14 protein-coding genes and 1 pseudogene are annotated in these 17,457 nt (G+C 70.4%); 4 read left to right on the top strand and 11 right to left on the bottom strand.

Going from position 1 to position 17,457, the window contains the following annotated elements:
* Window positions 1–25: 25 nt before the first annotated feature.
* On the top strand, window positions 26–205 hold the full coding sequence (locus OG622_RS03565) for a hypothetical protein (protein WP_371573189.1): 180 nt from the start codon (window positions 26–28) through the stop codon (window positions 203–205).
* Window positions 206–448: 243 nt separating this feature from the next.
* On the opposite strand, the gene OG622_RS03570 is transcribed toward OG622_RS03565, so the two are convergent.
* Window positions 449–1,012: a cysteine hydrolase family protein gene (locus OG622_RS03570; RefSeq protein WP_371573191.1), complete on the bottom strand. Its 564-nt coding sequence runs from the start codon at window positions 1,010–1,012 to the stop codon at window positions 449–451.
* A gap of 411 nt (window positions 1,013–1,423) precedes the next feature.
* On the opposite strand from OG622_RS03570, the pseudogene OG622_RS03575 reads away from it, so the two are divergent.
* Window positions 1,424–1,696: pseudogene (locus tag OG622_RS03575) on the top strand (LD-carboxypeptidase); the annotation flags it as partial.
* A 78-nt stretch (window positions 1,697–1,774) separates the two neighbouring features.
* Here the strand turns inward: OG622_RS03575 and OG622_RS03580 are convergent.
* Entirely contained in the window at window positions 1,775–2,647 is an 873-nt protein-coding gene (locus tag OG622_RS03580) for a hypothetical protein (RefSeq protein ID WP_371573193.1), read from the bottom strand.
* Between the two features lie 443 nt (window positions 2,648–3,090).
* Here OG622_RS03580 and OG622_RS03585 point away from each other — a divergent pair, with 443 nt between their 5' ends.
* A complete protein-coding gene (locus OG622_RS03585; protein WP_371573194.1) occupies window positions 3,091–3,525 on the top strand; it encodes a DUF2809 domain-containing protein in 435 nt (144 codons plus the stop codon).
* A 93-nt stretch (window positions 3,526–3,618) separates the two neighbouring features.
* Here the strand turns inward: OG622_RS03585 and OG622_RS03590 are convergent, their stop codons facing one another.
* The 7 genes from OG622_RS03590 to OG622_RS03620 are packed head-to-tail and all read right to left on the bottom strand — an operon-like array spanning window position 3,619 to window position 12,311.
* On the bottom strand, window positions 3,619–4,347 hold the full coding sequence (locus OG622_RS03590) for an alpha/beta fold hydrolase (protein WP_371573196.1): 729 nt from the start codon (window positions 4,345–4,347) through the stop codon (window positions 3,619–3,621).
* Window positions 4,348–4,394: 47 nt separating this feature from the next.
* Entirely contained in the window at window positions 4,395–5,144 is a 750-nt protein-coding gene (locus tag OG622_RS03595) for a maleylpyruvate isomerase family mycothiol-dependent enzyme (protein ID WP_371573198.1), read from the bottom strand.
* Entirely contained in the window at window positions 5,141–5,974 is an 834-nt protein-coding gene (locus tag OG622_RS03600; RefSeq protein ID WP_371573200.1) for a fumarylacetoacetate hydrolase family protein, read from the bottom strand. Before OG622_RS03600 ends, OG622_RS03595 begins: the two co-directional genes overlap by 4 nt.
* Entirely contained in the window at window positions 5,971–7,101 is a 1,131-nt protein-coding gene (locus tag OG622_RS03605) for a cupin domain-containing protein (protein ID WP_371573202.1), read from the bottom strand. The genes OG622_RS03600 and OG622_RS03605 overlap by 4 nt, the downstream gene beginning before the upstream one ends.
* Entirely contained in the window at window positions 7,091–8,764 is a 1,674-nt protein-coding gene (locus OG622_RS03610; protein WP_371573204.1) for a (2,3-dihydroxybenzoyl)adenylate synthase, read from the bottom strand. The genes OG622_RS03605 and OG622_RS03610 overlap by 11 nt, the downstream gene beginning before the upstream one ends.
* An 11-nt stretch (window positions 8,765–8,775) precedes the next feature.
* Entirely contained in the window at window positions 8,776–10,818 is a 2,043-nt protein-coding gene (locus tag OG622_RS03615) for an acetate--CoA ligase family protein (RefSeq protein WP_371573206.1), read from the bottom strand.
* Complete coding sequence (locus OG622_RS03620; RefSeq protein WP_371573208.1) at window positions 10,815–12,311, bottom strand: FAD-dependent monooxygenase; 1,497 nt, start codon at window positions 12,309–12,311, stop codon at window positions 10,815–10,817. The genes OG622_RS03615 and OG622_RS03620 overlap by 4 nt, the downstream gene beginning before the upstream one ends.
* A 214-nt stretch (window positions 12,312–12,525) precedes the next feature.
* Between OG622_RS03620 and OG622_RS03625 the strand changes: the two genes are divergently transcribed.
* A complete protein-coding gene (locus OG622_RS03625; RefSeq protein ID WP_371573210.1) occupies window positions 12,526–13,335 on the top strand; it encodes a PaaX family transcriptional regulator C-terminal domain-containing protein in 810 nt (269 codons plus the stop codon).
* A gap of 184 nt (window positions 13,336–13,519) precedes the next feature.
* Here OG622_RS03625 and OG622_RS03630 read toward each other — a convergent pair whose 3' ends face one another.
* Together OG622_RS03630 and OG622_RS03635 are read right to left on the bottom strand one after the other, a co-directional pair.
* The gene (locus OG622_RS03630) at window positions 13,520–15,586 is read right to left on the bottom strand and encodes a SpoIIE family protein phosphatase (protein ID WP_371573211.1); all 2,067 of its coding nucleotides are present in this window, start codon (window positions 15,584–15,586) and stop codon (window positions 13,520–13,522) included.
* Window positions 15,587–15,961: 375 nt separating this feature from the next.
* Window positions 15,962–17,104: a substrate-binding domain-containing protein gene (locus OG622_RS03635; protein ID WP_371573212.1), complete on the bottom strand. Its 1,143-nt coding sequence runs from the start codon at window positions 17,102–17,104 to the stop codon at window positions 15,962–15,964.
* Window positions 17,105–17,457: the final 353 nt, after the last annotated feature.

Genomic DNA, 17,457 nt, shown 5'->3' on the forward strand with positions numbered 1-17,457 from the left:
TACGCAGCCCCTGACGTAGGTTCACTTGAATATCGAGGGCGGGTCACTGCAGCAGGATCATCCCCTCGACCAGACGTTGCGAACGGATCCGCGCGAGCAGCGGCACCCGTCAAGCGGACCGATCGACCGGCTGTTGGACGAGCACGGTGCGATGGAGGTGACGGTGGTGGACTTCGGAGACGTGACGATCCGTCCGGCCGACTAGCAGGTCAAGGTCTACCCGTTGCGATGGCCTGTCGTATGCCTGCAAGACGGTGGCATTGCTTCAACCACATGCTCGGCTGCCTCCACCACCGCCATTCACACCAGGTCCGTTCGGCGAGGCAACCGCTTCGCCAACCAACTCCCGACAGAGCATCCAGATGCCCACTGCTGCCTGACGCATCAGGCGCATCAGGCGCATCGGATGCCTTCCTGCCCCGCGCACGAGGGTCCGGGCGGCCTCCCGCTATTGCTGTGCGAGGGCTTTGAGCCAGTCCTCGACGGTGACGACATCTGCCCACTGTGGGAACAGCTTTTCGGTGAGCATCATGTGCACCTCGGGGTCGGGGTCCAGGCAGGCATCCGCCAGGACGGTGAGGCCGAAGTCCAGGTCGATGGCGTGCCACAGAGTGGACAGCACTACAGCGCTGGTAGCGATGCCGGTGAGAACAAGGCTGTCGATGTCGCGAGCCCTGAGTACCAGGTCGAGGTCGCTGCCCGAGAACGCGCTCCCCCGCCTCTTGGTAACCACCACGTCGCCCTGCTGGGGCGCGACGTCGTCATGGATCTCGGTGCCAGGAACCCCCTCGATGAACAGCCCGGCCCGCACGACGTTGGTCATCACCCTGTTGCGAGGACTGACTTCCGGATCGCCCGGCCGTAACCCCATCACCACGTAGATCACGGGGATGCCTGCGGCCCGGGCACCGTCGATCGCGCCGCGCAAGCGCGGCAGATATCCGGACCCGCCGCCGATCATGGCCACGACGTCCCGTTGGACGTCCATCACCAGAAGCGCGCTGCTCGCCATGCTTGCCGTCCCTTCTCCGTCGGAAAACTAGAGCAAGTCTCATGGATCGACCGAGCCACGGTGGAAGTTTCGGAGATCCTCAGTAGGTTGAGCGAAGTCCCTAAGGACATGCCTGAGCGGCTCCCATGTCGCTGCCCGTGACGTACGGGCACGTGGGTACGAGGTCGTCATCGGCGAGCGCATGGGCGGCTCGGAGCGCGTAGATGCCCCCAGCCGCCGACCGCGCGCGGGAACTGATGGCGATGCTGACCGGCCCCGCCGTGGAGCGGAGAGACCGCGATTGGCCTGATTCCGCTGCTCGGCCGCGCGAGGCGGAGCCGACCTGACTACCAGCACGTGGACCCGGACCCGCTCGACGGCATCGGTGACATGCAGGCCGAGGAAAGGCTGATCGGGGGCTGCATCGAGGCGATGTGCAACCTCGCGGGGCCGGATGACCTCGATGTCACCGCGTGCGCCCGCGAGGAGTCCCCGGATCGCCTGATCGCCGGATCCTCTTACGTGGAGGATGCCGACAGGGCGTCTTCACGATCTGCCGAACACTCCACATACACGCGGATCGCCGGATTCTTCGACCGGGTGAACACGATCCTCGTGGGTCGGACCAGCGCACCGGGTCAGAGCTACCTCAGCCACCACCATGAGGCGGTCCTCGACGCGCTCGGCTCCCTCAACGTGCCGAGCATCGGCGACGTCGAGTGCGGCCACATTCCGCGCTACATGCCGATCCTCAACGGGGCACACGGTCGGTGTCGGTTCAGCTCACTCGTCGTTTCTGGTGTTCTCGCTCGGCAGGAACGTCTGGCGTGCCCAGAGGCTCAGCAGCGCCAGCGCACCGACCAACAGCGGCACCGGGTCACGGGCAGGAGGAGCCACCACATATCCCAGCGCCGTGACCGTGCAGACCGTCAGGGGAATGAAGGCCGCCGCACCCTCTATCCCCCATCGCAACGTCGGCTGAGCAGCGCCCAGGACGCTCGCCCCGCCGGGCACCCAAGGGCCGACAGCGAGCACCAGAAGGCCCACGGTATTGCAGGTGTCGACCAGCTGACAGGACATCGTCCCGGGGCTGTACGGGCCGACCGTCCACAGTCGCAGGGTGTCGCCGATCAGCATGAGGGACAGCCCGCCGATCCCCACCCACAAGGTGACTCTCCGGTCGCTCCGTACGAGACGGCACAGGGCGAACAGAAAGCTGAGGAACACGACCTCCGAGGTCCACAGGACACCGACCATCCCCGTCCCCAGCCGCCAGCCGTCACTCGGCCCCCGCAGCAGTACCCATCCCGTCATGAACACGGCTCCGGCTGTGACGACCCCGTCAAGCACACGCCGCAGCAACACCCGCCGGCCTGTGCCGGCGTCGGCCGCGACCACCAGACCGGCCATGCCCAGGCCGACCGCCAGCGTCACTCCGGTGACCAACACCGAACCGAGCAGCGATCGCTCGTCCTGTCCCGATCCCGGAGGGGGAGCCGACAGCACGCTGACCGCCCCCCGGTACACGCCCCCGGCTGCCGCCGAACCCCCCAACAGCAGCAGGCGCGTCCGCACCCGCCCGCTCGCCCCCCACGCACGGAGCACCAGGGAGGCCGCCAACGCCCAGCAACCGGTGGACGGCCCGGAAGCCACCATCCGCGCCGCCGTGCTCCCGGCCGCCCACGGCCCGCTGAAAGTCAGCGCTGTTCCCACGAGACAGGCCACGCCCACCGCGCACCAGGCCCACAGGCCGTTTCGATGCAAGCGACCCACCCGGGCGCTGAGCACGTCCGGCGACTTCCCCAACCCCGACATCAGGCGCGCCTTTCCACCGGTCCCCCGCCCGCAGGGCCTTCCCTCAGCCCTCGGATCATTCAGAAACCGTAGAAGACGCGCCACCTGCCCCGAACTGAACCAGGGGTCTATTCACTCGTACTGCGTAAGGGAGGAGAGGTCACCGGTCTCGGCTTCGCGCGGCCGTCACCAACGGCTTCGCCACCGTCTGCGCCCATACCGAACCAACGGGCGACGTCCGAATGTTCCTGTCCGGCCCGCGGTGTGTTCCGCCGCGGACACCGGACGTCCGGCAGTATGCCCCTGTGTCTCTCATACCCGGAACCCATGACCGCGCCGTCGAACCGGCACGGATCCGTCTGGTGGCGGCCGGGGCCGCGGTGGTGACCGTCGGCGCGGGGCTGGGACTCCGGGCGGTGGCCGCGGGAAGCCTGGCCAAGTACGGCGGGGACGCGCTGTACACGGTCCTGATTCTCACCCTCGTGCTGGTGGTGGCGCCACGAGTAACGCCCCTGACGGCCGCCGTAAGCGCACTGGCCGTCAGTTGGGGGGTCGAGTTCCTGCAACTCAGCGAGGTGACGGCGGAGCTCGCCCAACGCAGCGCCGCCGCCCGCCTCGTGCTCGGTTCCACCTTCAACCCACCCGACCTGTTCTGGTACGCGGTCGGTGCGGCGGCGGGCTGCCTCGTCCACACCGCAGCGGTCCACCACCTGTCCCGTCGGCGTGCGGGGGCCGGTTGACAGCACGCGAAGGGCAGCCGACCTTGCCCAGCGCTGGTCAGCTGCCCTTCCCTTCTCCGCGTGTGACGCGAAAGCGGCCGTTCCGCACCGCGTCTACACCGCGCAGGCCCGGACGAACGCGTCAGCCAGTTCGGCGGGGCGGGTGAAGAGTGCCTCGTGGCTGCCCGGGGTCTCGATGACCAGCGGGTTCTTGAGCCGCGGCAGGAAGCGGTCGGCCCAGGCCCACTCGCCGGGAAGGGCGAGGTCTTCGGTGGCCAGAATGTAGGCGGTGGGGATGTCGAGTGCGGCGAACGCCGTCGTGTCCGGCTTCTCGGTGAAGGTGCCCAGGGGCTGCGGGACGAGCAGGGAGTGGATCAGACGCTGGGTCTCCTCACTGGCGTCCTGCATGAACGCCTGCTGGAAGACCTCGAAGGGGAACGTCACGGTGTCGTTGCCGGAGGCGGCCGCCACGGCGTGGAACATCTCGCCGTAGTGCGGCGGGCACGCGTCGATCAGGGACTCGCCGTCGTTCGGGACGAACGCGTTCCAGAAGACCAGGCGCCGTATCCGGGCCGCGAGCTTCGGCGCCGCGCCGGTCAGGACGTATCCGCCCCAGCTGTGGCCGAGCAGGGTGATGTCGGTCAGCCCGGCGCGTTCGACGTAGTCCACGAGGCTGTTCACACAGTCGGTGAGGGTCACGCCGCGCGGGTCGTCGTCAGCGCCCAGCCCGGCCAGGGTGGGGGTGTGCACCTGGTGGCCGGCGGCTCTCAGCTCGTTCGCGACCGGGCGCCAGGCCCATCCGCCGTGACAGGCTCCGGTCACCAGGACGAAGGTCTCGCTCATGTCGATCTCCTTTGATCGATGGATTTACTCGATGGGACACAGTCGGCTCACAACCAGCTTGGGATTGCCGGCAGTTCACCAGTGACGTGCAGTTCTTGGGTTCCGCTCCGGCCGGTGAGCCAAGCGGCGACGGCGTACGGCGGTCCGCCGACCGTGGTGCCGGGGGCGGGCGTGCCGAGGACGACGCTGTCGTGGCCGTCCGCCGACAGTTCGGCACCGGTGCCCGGGCCGAGGCGGGCCGACATCCACCCGGCCACATCGCGTACGAGGGCCCAGGCGAAGTCGGGCGGCAGCGCGTCCACGCCGATACCGACGTGCAGATCGACCAGGTGGATCCACACTTCGCGGGCCCGCAGCCACGGCACTTCCGACGCCGGGATCGCGCGGCCCAACCCGCTGAGGACCGTGGCCGACCAGGCCTCGTCCGACAACGACTCGGCGGCCCTCCGGAAGCGGGCGGCGGACTCCCGTACGTCGTCCCGCTGGTCCACCAGGGACCGTCCGGCGCCCGCCTCGATGTCCGTGGCGCGTTGGTCCGGCGAGGCGTACATGGGTGTACGGATCCCGGTCCCGGCCCAGGTCAGCAGGTTGACCAGGGCGTCGGCGTTGCGGGCGAGGTGGGTGAGGAGGTGGCCGCGGGTCCAGCCGGGGAGGGCGGACGGTTCGGTCACCGCGTCGGCGGGCAGCGCGTCGACCGCTTGCTGCAGTGCGAGCTGCCCCGCCTCGACCCAGGACAGAGACCTGACGACGGGGACGGAAACGGGAACGGGGGCGGAGGCGGAGGCGGGATCGGTCACGGTTTGTCCTCGACGACCGTGTTGACGCACTCCCCGATGCCCTCCACCACGGTCCGTACGAGCTGACCGGGTTTCAGGAACACCTTGGGATCGCGGGCCGCGCCGACCCCGCCCGGTGTACCGGTGAGGACGAGGTCGCCCGGCTCCAGTGTCGTGAACGTGCTGAGGTACGCGGCGATGTCCGCCGGGGTGAAGAGCAGGTCGGACGTGCGCGAGCGCTGCATGACCTCGCCGTCCACCTCAAGGCGGATCTCCAGGTCGGCCGCGTCGTCGATCTCGTCCCCCGTCACCAGCCAGGGGCCGGCCGGGGTGCTGGCCTCCCACGCCTTGCCCTGCAACCACTGCGGGGTACGCCACTGCCAGTCCCGCATGGAGATGTCGTTGACGACGGTGTAGCCGGCGATCGCGGCCGCAGCCTCCTCCTTGGTGGCCCGACGGCGCAGCCGGGAGCCGATGACGAAGCCGAGTTCGGCCTCCCAGTCCAGCTCCTCCGTCTCGCCCGGGTGAACGATGTCGTCGCGGGCGCCGAGCAGGACGTTGGCGAACTTGCCGAAGAGGGCCGGGTACGACGGCATCTCCCGGCCCATCTCCGCGATGTGGCCGCGGTAGTTGTGGCCCACGCAGAAGATCTTGGCCGGGGTGGTGACGACGGGAGCGAGGTCGAGTGCGGCCGTGTCGTGCGCCGGGCCGTCGGCGGCGGCCGCGTGAGCGCGCCAGTCGGGGCGGCGCAGCAGGGCGGCGACGTCGGGGGCGCCGGTCTCCACGGCTCTGGCGCCGTCGAGGCGGACGGCCGCCGTGCCGGTGGCGGTGCGGATGGTGGCGAGCTTCATGCGCGGGTGCTCCCGGTGTTCCCAGCCGCTTGCGGCTTCTCGGTCGTTTCGGTGCGGGCGAGGTTGAGCGCTTCGTAGAGGGGCGTGTCGCTGAAGGTGAACAGGTCGAGCTGCGTGTGGGCGGCGATGCTGAGCGCGCACCAGGAGGGGACGGCGATCAGGTCGCCGGCGGTCACCTCGATCACGCGGTCGTCGAGGGTGACGGTGCCGCTGCCGCGGAAGACCTGCCAGACCGAGGAGCCCACCGTGCGGCGGGTGGCGGTGGCCGAGCGCGGGCGCAGGCGGTGCATCTCGGTGCGCAGACTGGCCAGGGCGTCGCGGCCGGTGGCGGGGTTGGTGAAGCGGATGCCGGCGTGGCCGGGCTCGATGACGCCGGGGTGTCCTTCGTCCGCCAGCTCCAGCTGGGCGGTGAGCGCGTCGTCGGTGTCGGCCCAGCGGTAGGCCATGAGCGGGGAGTCGGGGCTGTCCTCGGCCGCGATCGGGCGCAGCCCGGGGTGGCCCCACAGCCGCTCGTTGCGCGACCGGGTCGGGGTCGAGCGGTCGGACACCCCGTCCTCGCCGAACTCGAAGAACCCGGCGTCCAGGCGATGTACGAGCGGGATGTCGAGGCCGTCGAGCCAGACCATCGGCGCGTCGCCGACGTGATGGTGGCCGTGCCAGTGCATCGACGGGGTGAGCAGCAGGTCCCCGGGCCGCATCTCCACGGCGTCGCCGTTGACGACCGTCCACACGCCCTCACCCTCCAGGATGAACCGGAACGCGCCCTGCGAGTGGCGGTGCGCGGGGGCGACCTCGCGCGGGCCCAGATACTGAATCGCCGCCCAGAGATTGGGAGTCGCGTACGGCCGTCCGGGCAGGCCGGGGTTGGCGAGGGCGATGGCGCGGCGCTCACCGCCGCGCCCGACCGGCACCAGGTCTCCGGACCGGCGGGCGAGCGGCAGCAGGGTGTCCCACTGCCAGACGTGCGGGACCGCTTCGGGCTGCGGGGTCATCGGCATGAGGGTGCCGATCTCGGTCCACAGCGGGATGAGCCCGGCCGCCGCGAATCCGTCGTACAGCTTCCGGAGTTCGGGGTCCGTCTCCTCCGGGGCTATGACGGGCGCGGTGCCGACGGTGTCACTGGTCATCGGGGCTTCCTTCGGCGTCGAGCCGGCGCGTGATGTCGGCACGCAGCGCCTTCTTGTCGATCTTTCCGACCTTGGTCGCGGCGAGTTCGGGGACCGTCACCAACCGGTCCGGGAACTTGAAGCGCGCGACACCGGCGCGCTCCATGAGGTGGTGGACGTCGCCGAGGGTCACCGTGTGGCCGGGTTCCGGTACGACGTAGAGGCAGACCCGCTCGCCGAGCCGGTCGTCGGGCATCGCCACCGCGGCGGCGCGGGCGATGCCGGGGGTCTGGTAGGCGAAGTTCTCGATCTCCTCGGCGGAGATGTTCTCCCCGCCTCGGATGATCATGTCCTTGTCGCGGCCCTCGACGACCAGGTTGCCGTCGGGCAGCAGCCGCACGATGTCACCGGTGCGGTACCAGCCGTCCTCGGTGAACGCGCGGGCGTTCTGTTCCTCGGCGCGGTAGTAGCCGCGCGGGGTGTACGGCCCTCGGGTGAGCAGCACGCCCGGGGTCCCGTCGGGGACGGGGTCGCCCAGTTCGTCGACGACGAGGATCTCGTCGTCCTCGCACATGGGGCGCCCCTGCGTCGTACAGATGACGTCCTCGGGGTCCTCCGGGCGCGTGTAGTTGAGCAGCCCCTCGGCCATCCCGAACACCTGCTGGAGTGTGCAGCCCAGTTCGGGACGCACCCGGCGGGCCACGTGATCGGCGAGCCGGGAGCCGCCGACCTGCAGCAGACGCAGTGAGCTCAGGTCGGTTCCGGGTTGTTCGCGGTGGTGGTCGAGCCAGCGCTGGGCGATGGCCGGAACCAGGGCCGAAGCGGTGACGCTCTCCTGCTCGATCAGCGGGAACGCCTTCTCCGGGTTGGGGGAGCCCAGCACCACCCGGCCGCCGTTCAGCAGTACGCCCAGCAGGCCCGGACAGGCGAGCGGGAAGTTGTGCCCGAGGGGCAGCGCGGCGAGGTAGACCGTGTCGGCGCCGAACGCACAGACCTCGGCGCTGCGACGGGCGTTGTAGACGTAGTCGTCGTGCGTGCGGGCGATGAGCTTGGGCAGCCCGGTGGTCCCGCCGGAGAGCAGGAAGACGGCGATCGAGCGGCTGTCGGGCCGGTACGCGTCCACGGCGGCCCGGTCCTCGGGCGTGCCGGGCGCGGCGCACAACTCCCGCAGGTCCACGGCGTCGTCGTCGGGTTTGTCGCCGAGTACGAGGATGTGCCGAAGGGTGGGCGAGTCGTCGGCGACCTCGAAGGCCATCGACTGGTGGTCGTGGTCCTTGAGGACGTCCGGCACCGCGATGGCCACGGCCTCGCTGTGCTCGACGAGGTAACCGATCTCGTGTCTGCGGTGCCCGGGCAGTGCCATCACCGGGATGACGCCGAGACGCAGACAGGCGTAGGTGAGGATCACGAACTCGGCGGTGTTGGGGAGTTGCACCACGAGCCGGTCGTCCGGGCGGAGCCCGAGGGCGGCCAGGCGGAGGGCCACGGCGTCCGCCCGTTCGGTGAGTTGACGGTATGTCAGCCGCCGCTCGCCGTCGACGAGCGCGACCGCGCCGGGGGCGGCGTCGGCGGCGGCGTGGAGCCGGTCGCCGATGGCGTGACCTTCCCAGTAGCCCTTCGCGGTGTAGCGCTCGGCGTATTCCGCGGGCCAGGGGACAGCGCCGTTGCTGCTCGGCCTTGGCATGATCGTTCTCCTCAGGTGCGGTCGGCCGTGTGCACGATCACGGCGTCCAGGGCGATCAGCCCGTCGGCGGTGAGGCGCAGGGGGTTGATCTCGATCTCGGCGGTGTGCGGACTCGCGGCCAGGGCGGCGGCGAGTGCCGACACGACCCGCCCGAACTCGGCCCGGTCGAGCACCGGCCCGCCGCGCCAGCCGTCGAGCAGGGCGCGCGCGGCCAGGTCGTCGGGCATCCCGGAGGCCTCGGCCGCGGAGAGCGGGGCGAGCCGGATCGCCACGTCGGCGAGCGCCTCGGCGGCCGTGCCCCCCAGCCCGGCGAGCACGACCGGCCCGAACACGGGGTCCCGTCGTACGCCGAGCACGAGGTCGACGCCGGCCGGGGCCATCGCCTCCACCAGGTAGCGGTGGTCGGGGCCGATGGCGTCCAGCGCCGCGTCGAGTTCGTCGGGGGTGCGGACGCCCAGGTGGACTCCGCCGATCTCCGTCTTGTGGAGGATCGCGGCGTCGAGCACCTTGACCGCTACGGGTCCGCCCAGCAGGCGCAGGGCGTAGTGGGCGTGGGCGCGGGTGTCGCAGGCGACGCGGTCGGGGGTGCGGATGCCGAGCCCTGTGAGGCAGGACTTCGCCGCGTCCTCGTCCAGGGGGCCGGCGGGCAAGGAGGCGGCCGTCTCCCGCGAGGGCGCGTCGGCGCGCACGGCCCGCTGACGGGCATGCGTCACCAGTGCCCGTACGGCATTGGCGGCCGATGCCGGTCCGGTCAGCGCCGGAATCCCCGCCTTGTGCAGCCGTGCCCGCTGCTCGGCGACGTCCTCGGGCAGGCCGCCGACGGCCACCACGGCCGGGGACCGGGAGCCGAGGCCGGCGTCCTGCGCGGCCGAGGCGAGGTCGACGCTGTCGGGCTCGGTCAGGGCGTAGACGGCGAGCAGGTCCACCGCCGGATCCGCGGCCGTGGCGTCGAGGACACGGGCGAAGGTCTCGCCTGGCCGACCGGTGTCGACGGGGTTGCGCTGGTAGGTGAGCGGGGGCAGCAGCTCGCCGAGCGTGCGCTGTGTGCTCGCGGCCAGCTCCGGCATCCGGACTCCGTCGGTGCCCGCCCGGTCCGCGAGCAGCAGCCCCGGCCCGGCCTGGGCGGTCACGATCGCGAGCCCAGGGTCCGGATGCGGCCGCAGCTGGACACGCGACAGCGCGGTGAGCGCGTCGACCATCTCCCGTTCGTCGTCGACGACCACCGCCCCGGCCTGCCGCAGCGCGGCACGTGTGGTCCGCCAGGAGGTGGCGAGCGCGCCGGTGTGCGAGCGGGCGAAGTCACCGACGTCGCTGCGGCCGACGACCAGCGCCACGACCGGCTTGGCCAGGGCCACCAGGCGTACGGCGTCGACCAGCCGTGGCCCGTCCGGAACCGTCTCCAGGTGCAGTGCGACGGCTGTCGTACGGCCGTCCCCCACGAGGTGTTCCAGGACGTCCGCGGCGGTGACGTCGAGGCCTGCCCCGATACCGACGCCGAGGCTGATGCCGTTCCCGGCGGCTACCAGGTCGAAGGAGAGCGCGTGGTTGACGCCGCCGCTGGCCGCGACGACCGCGATGTCCCCGGGCGGCAGCTGCCCGGCCGCGGGCACGAAGCTGGCCGTCAGTTGGAGGTGGGGGGCGAAGAAGCCGGAGGTGTTGGGACCGAGCAGGCGGATCCCCGTGTCCTGGGCGACGCGGCGCAGGTCCTCCGCGTGCTGCTCGCCCTCCGGGCCCGCCTCGCCGAAACCGCCGGCGCAGACGAGCGCGGCACGGCAGCCCGCGGCGGCGGCCTCGGCCAGTGCCTGGGCGCAGCCGGCCGCGGGTACGCAGAGTACGGCCAGGTCGAGCCGTCCGTCGGTGTGCGCGGCGGCTTCCGCGACCGAGGCGTACACACCCTCGTCGGGCTCCGGGCGCCGCGCGTTGACCAGGGCACGGGCTCCGGGGAAGCGGGCCAGCGAACGGGCCATGGCGGCGCCCAGCTTGCCGCTCTGCCGTGAGGCGCCGATCACCACCACACCCTCGGGCGCGAACATCGGCGTCAGGTTCGTGCTCATGCCTGCTCCCCCGCCACCAGGTCGGCGCGCCCGGACAGCAGCAGCGTCTCGGCCCGGTCGTCATCCATCGTGTCCTCGACGATCAGTGCGGGTACACCGTGCTCCAGCCGGACCTGTTCGGCGAGCAGCGACCGGGTGAGCGGGGTTCCGCCGTGCACGGCGACCAGATCCGGAGGCAGGTCGCCACTCAGGGCGTCGGCCAACTCGTCGTACATCTCCGCTAGTTGAGCCTCGTCCTCCGGTGCGGGGAGCCACAGGCACCTCTCGGAACGCAACGCCGCGAGCTCCGCCGCGGTCAGCCACCGTCCGCTGAACTCCCGGAACGGCGTGTCCAGGGGATCCAGTCCTTCGTGCGCCGCGCGCCAGCCCTGTAGGGCCTGTTCGACGAACTCAGGGTCGCGGCGCGCGATCCGTTCCTTGCCGATGCTGCGGGAGATGAAGTGGAAGGCGAACTGCGTCGGTTCGAACGCGTGGTGGTAGCGCCCGAAGTGCTCCCACCACGACAGGCTCGGCCGGGCCGCGCCCTGGATCTTCGCCACTGAGGGCTGCCGTGCCGCCTCGTACGCGTTCAGGGCGCTCGCGAGGTCGTCACGGTGGGCGAGGAGGCTGTCGGCGAGGGCGATCGCGTCCTCCATGGCCATCTTGGTGCCGGAGCCGACGGAGAAGTGCGCGGTGTGCGCGGCGTCGCCGAGCAGGACGACGTTGCCGCTGTGCCAGCGCTGGGTGCGCTGGGTGCGGAAGTTGCCCCAGCGGGAATTGTTGACCAGGAGTTCGTGCCCGTCGATCTGCTCGGCGAAGAGCTTCTCCAGGTACTGCTTGGTCTTCTCGTCGCTCGGGCCGGGCGGTTGCGCGGTGTCGAACTCGTCGAGCCCTGCCCGCCGCCAGGACTTCTCGTCGGTCTCGACGATGAAGGTGCTGACGCTGTCGCTGATCGGGTAGCCGTGCACGGCGAAGGTGCCGTGCGGGCCGTGCTCGTGCACGAAGGTCAGGCCGTCGAAGAGGTAGTTCGTGCCGAACCAGATGAACTTGGCCGTCGCGACCTCCACCTCCGGCACGAGCACATCGGCGAGACGGTCGCGGAACCGGGAGTTCGCCCCGTCGGCGGCCACGATCAGGTCGTAGTCGGCCAGTTGCGCGGGGTCCGCGGGAACCTCATGGCTGAACCGGAGCTCGACGCCGACCTCCTCGGCCCGCCGGTGCAGCAGCGTGAGCAGAGCCTTGCGGGTGATGGCGGCCATGCCGTTGCCACCGCACCGGATCCGCTGCCCCTTCAGCCGCACCTCGATGTCGCCCCAGTGGCGGCCGTGCTCCGCGAGCGCGGTGCGCAGCACGGGATCCGCCGCGTGGATGGCGGCCAGCGTCGCGTCCGAGAACACCACACCGAAGCCGAAGGTGTCCTCCGGGCGGTTCCGCTCGAAGACCGTCACCTCGACCGACGGGTCCGCCTGCTTGATGAGCGCCCCGAAGAACAGCCCACCGGGCCCGCCTCCCACGCAAGCGATCCGAGTAACCATGACTTCTGCCTCCACGTCGAGTACAAGCCCAGACTCAGGCCCGGACGCATCTTGTGTCAATGGATACACGACCGTCAATAATTTGTTGCGCAATGACAAGATCGATCTTTGCCTGAAAGCCCCTGGAGACAAGGGTCCAGCCCAGCGGATGACTCATCATTGCGACGGCCGTCCGTATGACATAGTCGATTCCGTGAAGCCTCGATCAATCGTCTTCGACCTGTTCGGTGACTACGTCCGCTACCGCGGCGGCGCCGCCCGGCTGCGCACCATCAGCACACTGATGGGCTGCTTCGGTGTCGGCGAGAGCACGGTGCGGGTGGCTCTCGCGCGCCTGCGCAAGGAGGGCTGGTTCGACGTCCGGCGCGAGGGCAGGGAGACGCTGTACGCGCTCAACAGGCGCAGTCTCCAGCTTCTCGACGAGGGCCGCTCACGCATCTTCGACCGGACACCGTCCGACTGGGACCGACACTGGTACATGGTCATCTACTCGGTCCCCGAGAGTGAGCGCGGTGTGCGCGACCGCATCCGCAAGGACCTCGCCTGGCTGGGCTTCGGCCCTCTGGCCCCGTCGACGTACGTCTCCCCGCACGACCGGCTCCAGCAGGTCCGGGAGAAGTTCGCGGACGAGCCGGCCATCCGCCTGGACACCCTGCGCTGCCAGTCGGGCGGGCTGCCGGTCGACCGTGAGATGGCGGCGCGCAGCTGGGACCTCGCCGCCCTCAACGAGGACTACCGGGAGCTGCTGCGCACCTACCGCGGCCGCATGGCGTCGTACCGGGCCGGACACCTCAGCCCCGAGGAGGCCCTGGTCGAGCGCATGCGGCTGACCTACGACTACCGCAAGTTCCCCTTCCGCGACCCGGACCTGCCGACCGAACTCCTCCCCGCGGGCTGGGTGGGCCGAGAAGCACACGAGATGTTCCTGGAGGCCCACGAGATCCTCGGCCCGTCGGCCGAGACGCACTACGACGAGGTGGCCGGCCCACGCCCCATCGAGTAGGGCGCTACGAGCTGGTACCCCAGCTCGTGCGACGCCGCGGCCACGGGTCGTGCGGTCCGCGGGTCACCTCGGTGTGTCGTCGCCGCGACGCAGGGCGATGCCGACAGCTCCCCGAAGCCCCGACAGGTCCGGCCTGTCGGACAGAGCCGCGTGCGGTACGCAGTACATGGAGCCGGGCTCCGGTTCACGTGCGGGTGCGGACGCGGACGCGGACGCGGACCAGCAGGAGTGCGACATCGTCGTCGGGCTGCGGGCGCAGGGCACCGAGGAGGGCATCGCTGGTCTGTTCCAGGCCGGTGCTGCTCGGGGACTGGAGAAGACGAGTCAGGGTGGTGAGTCCGGCGTCGATCGGTTCTGTTCGGTTCTCGACCAGTCCGTCCGTGTAGAGAGCGAGCAGCGAGCCGGGAGTGAGTTCCAGTTCCACGGTGCCGAAGTCCACGCCGCCCACTCCGAGCGGTACGCCGCCGGGGATGTCGACGAGGCGCGCGGTGCCGTCGGCCGTCACCAGGATGGGCGGCAGGTGACCGGCGCTGGACAGGGTGCAGGTGCCGCGCTTCAGGTCGCACACGGCATACACGCACGTGGCGATGGAGTCTCCGAGCGAGCCGGTGATGTCGTCGAGATGCCGCAGCAGTTCTGCGGGCTCCAGGTCAAGGCGGGCGAGCGCACGGGTGGCGGAGCTCAGCTGCCCCATGATCGCGGCGGCAGGGACGCCTTTCCCCATCACGTCTCCCACGACGAGCCCGGTTCGCCCCGGGCCCAGTGGGAGGACGTCGTACCAGTCGCCGCCCACGTCACTCAGGGCGGGGCGGTATCGGGCGGCGATGTCGAGTCCCTCCCGCTGGACCGGTGCGGCGGGGAGCAGGCTGCGCTGCAGCGTCAGGGCGGCGGCGCGTTCGCGGCCGTAGAGGCGTGCGTTGTCGATGCAGATGGCGGCTCGCGCGGCCAGTTCCGAGGCGAGAAGGCAGTCCTGATCGTCGAAGGGGCGGTCGTTGACCGTGCGGTACAGGCTGAGGGTGCCGAGCACGCTGCCCCGGGCCATCAGCGGCAGCGCCATGTAGGAGTGGACGCCTGCCGCGAGGAGGGCACGGGCGGCGGGTTCGTCCCGGGCGATCCGCCGCATCGAGCGTTCATCCACACGCTCGACCAGAACCGGCCGGGCGGTGCGGACGCACTGGGTGATGGTTCTCGACGATCCGTGGGTGGCCAGTCCGCCGACCGGGTCGGCGGCGTGAATCGCGTCGGAGGGGTAACCGGCCGCCACGGCCAGCGCACGGAACTCGGCCGGGGAATCTCCGGTGACAGGGACCACGCTGCCGAGGGTCACAACGGATTCCAGGATGTCCACGGCAGCAAGATCCGCCACATGCGGCACGGTGACGTCCGCCAGTTCCCGCGCGGTCCGCCTCAGGTCCAGCGTCGTGCCGATCCGTACCCCGGCGTCCGCGATCACGGCCAGGCGCCGGCGTGCCTGGGCCACCTCGGCGGCGGCACGCTGGCGTTCCGTGACGTCCAGGACGGCCATGGCGAGGCCGAGTACCCGGCCGCTCGTGTCCTCGATGCGGTGGTACGACTCGGAGAACGTACGGTCCTCGGCATCCGCAGCCGTGTGGCCGACGGTCTGCTGATCAAGCAGGGGCCTGCCGGTCTCCAGGACGTGCCGCATCCGGCCCTCGATGGCGTCCACCTCCAGATCCGGCAGCACGTCACCCACCCGGCGGCCCACCAAAGCCGACTCCGGCACCCCGTTCATACGCTCCAGAGCGGGATTGACGCCGACCCACCGCAGGGCGGTGTCGAAGACAGCGATACCCACCGGTGTCTGGTTGACGAGGCTGTGGGAGAGAGCCAGATCCCGCTCGACGCTCCGCACGGTCATCGCGTCCGCCGCCAGCCCGAGCAGGTGCGGCTTCCCCTCACTGTCGAGCAACCGCATCGTACGGAACTCCACGGCACGTTCCCCGCCGTCACGGTGCCGCAGCGGAAACACACCTGTCCACCGGGACCCCGAGCTGACCTGGGTGAAGAGTTCCCGGGCTCGCGTCCGGTTCTCGGACGCGACCAGCAGCAGGTCGGAGCGCTGCCCGAGTGCCTCCTGCGCGGAGTAGCCGAGCAGCTGCTCCATCGCGGGGCTCCACAACGCGATACGACCGCCCGCGTCCAGAACCACCGACGCGACGTGCAACAGGTCCAGCAGCCCGCCGGGCGTCGCCAGGATCTCGTCGTCATGCGTGGTCGCATCCCCGTGCATGCGAGCCGCTCCTTCCGGCGCGGCAGGGGCACCACCGTTGTTCCGCCCGCCATCCAATGAGGTCAGAGTACGACCGGAGCAGCGGAACCGCCTCGCGGGAGCGGCTCGCGAGCCATGCACCGTCGGCCCCTCCTCGACGCGCCGACGTCACCGGGACGGTCGGCCGGTGTGAGGATCAGCCGTCCTGTGGAGTCGGCCAGTGTGAGGGGCCGACCGGCGTGTGGAATCGGCCAGTGTGACGGGCCGGCCGCCTGTGCGGCAGGAGGCGATCCCACAGCGCATGCGGTCCACCGGCAAGTCGTACTCGGCGGCTGCGTCCTGCTACCGGTCGCCGTACGCGCTGCCGTCTTCGGCGCCCCGACCACTCGCCAGTGCCTATTTCTCCCAGATCTTGCGGTAAGCCTGACGGTAGCCGTCCGAGTCCCAGGACAGTGCACCGCCACTGTTGTCCGCGGTGGTGACGTGGACCGGGGCGACGTATTTGCTGGCCGGCTCGCCCGCGAAGGCGCGGTTGAATTCGTCGATGATCTGCCATCCCTGTTCGGACAGGGGCTCGGGCACGGTGGCGGCCTGGAACTGCTTGCCGTTGATGCGCTGAAAGGCTGACGGGTCGCCGTCGCCGGCACCGATGTTGAACGGAGCGCCGCCGCCCTGGCGACCGGCGGCGCGCAGCGCTGGTGCCGCGTGGTCGAAGTACAGGTCGTTGATGGCGGCGGAGTAGGTCCATCTGTCACCGAAGCGGGAGTGGAGCGAGGAGACCTTTTCGACGGTGCGGCTGTTGGCCTCCGGGATGGGGATGTCCTCGTAGCTCAGCAACTCGACGTCGGAGCAGGTGGCGAGCTTCTTCTTGATCAGATCAGACTTTCGCTTGGCGAAGGGGATCGAGGCGTCGGTGAACAGCACCACACCCGCACGACCGTTGGAGCGGGCGATGATCCATTCGGCGCTGATCTCCGCGACTTCCTCGACCTTGGTGGTGACATTGCTGAAGAGCTTCGGATCCTTGCTGGGGCCGGGGGCGGCCGTGGCGTGCCAGCCGATCAGCGGGATGCCCGCGGCGTCCGCCTGCTCGACCTGCCTGGTCACGGACTTGGGGTCGAAGCCACCGATGACGATGCCGGAAGGCTTGAGAGCGAGGGCCTCGGCGAAAGCCGCCCGGATACCGGCGGGCGTACCCTGCCCGTCGATGGTGCGGACGTCCCAGCCGACGACCTTGGCCGCTTCCTGCACGCCCCTGGCGACGCCGGAGACACCGGGGTTGGTCATGGTCTGGGCGACGTAGGCGATGGTCCTGCCGGAGACGGCCTCAGGTCCGGTGGTGGGGCCGCCCCAGGGAGCGTTGGTGTCCTCGGCCTCTTTGACAGCCTGTTTCGCCTCGGCGAGGACAGCGGGGCAACCCGGCTCCCGTGAACCGACAGTGGACGCGTCGGTGGTCGAACCGCTTTCGCAGCCGGTGACAACAGTGGCCACGACCAGGAACGTGACGGCTGCCGCAGTCGGTTTGCGGGTGGAGTGCACGGGGTCTCCTCAACAGGACACGGGGGCGTACGGGTTGGGCGTGGGGGAGGAGAACAATCCGGCAGAGGGCCGGAATCGCAACGGCGGCAGCACCTCGGGCCGTTGCCCGGGCGGTTGTCGCGGTGGGAATGTAGCAGGGCCCCGCCAGTTCCTCCACGGCGGTGGCACCGCTCGGTAGGCGGGCGCGAACAATTTGTAATCAAGTCTTGATTACGTACAGGCTCAAAGCGATCACACAGACGATAGTCTCCGACCGACCGGATCCGGACACGTGACGAGATCCAGTAGCTCACGTCATGTGTCCGATCGCTCACGCATGCCGGCGTCGCGAGAACGCCGGTCCCGTTCCCGGT

The organism is Streptomyces sp. NBC_01314, assembly GCF_041435215.1.
Classification (GTDB): Bacteria; Actinomycetota; Actinomycetes; order Streptomycetales; family Streptomycetaceae; genus Streptomyces.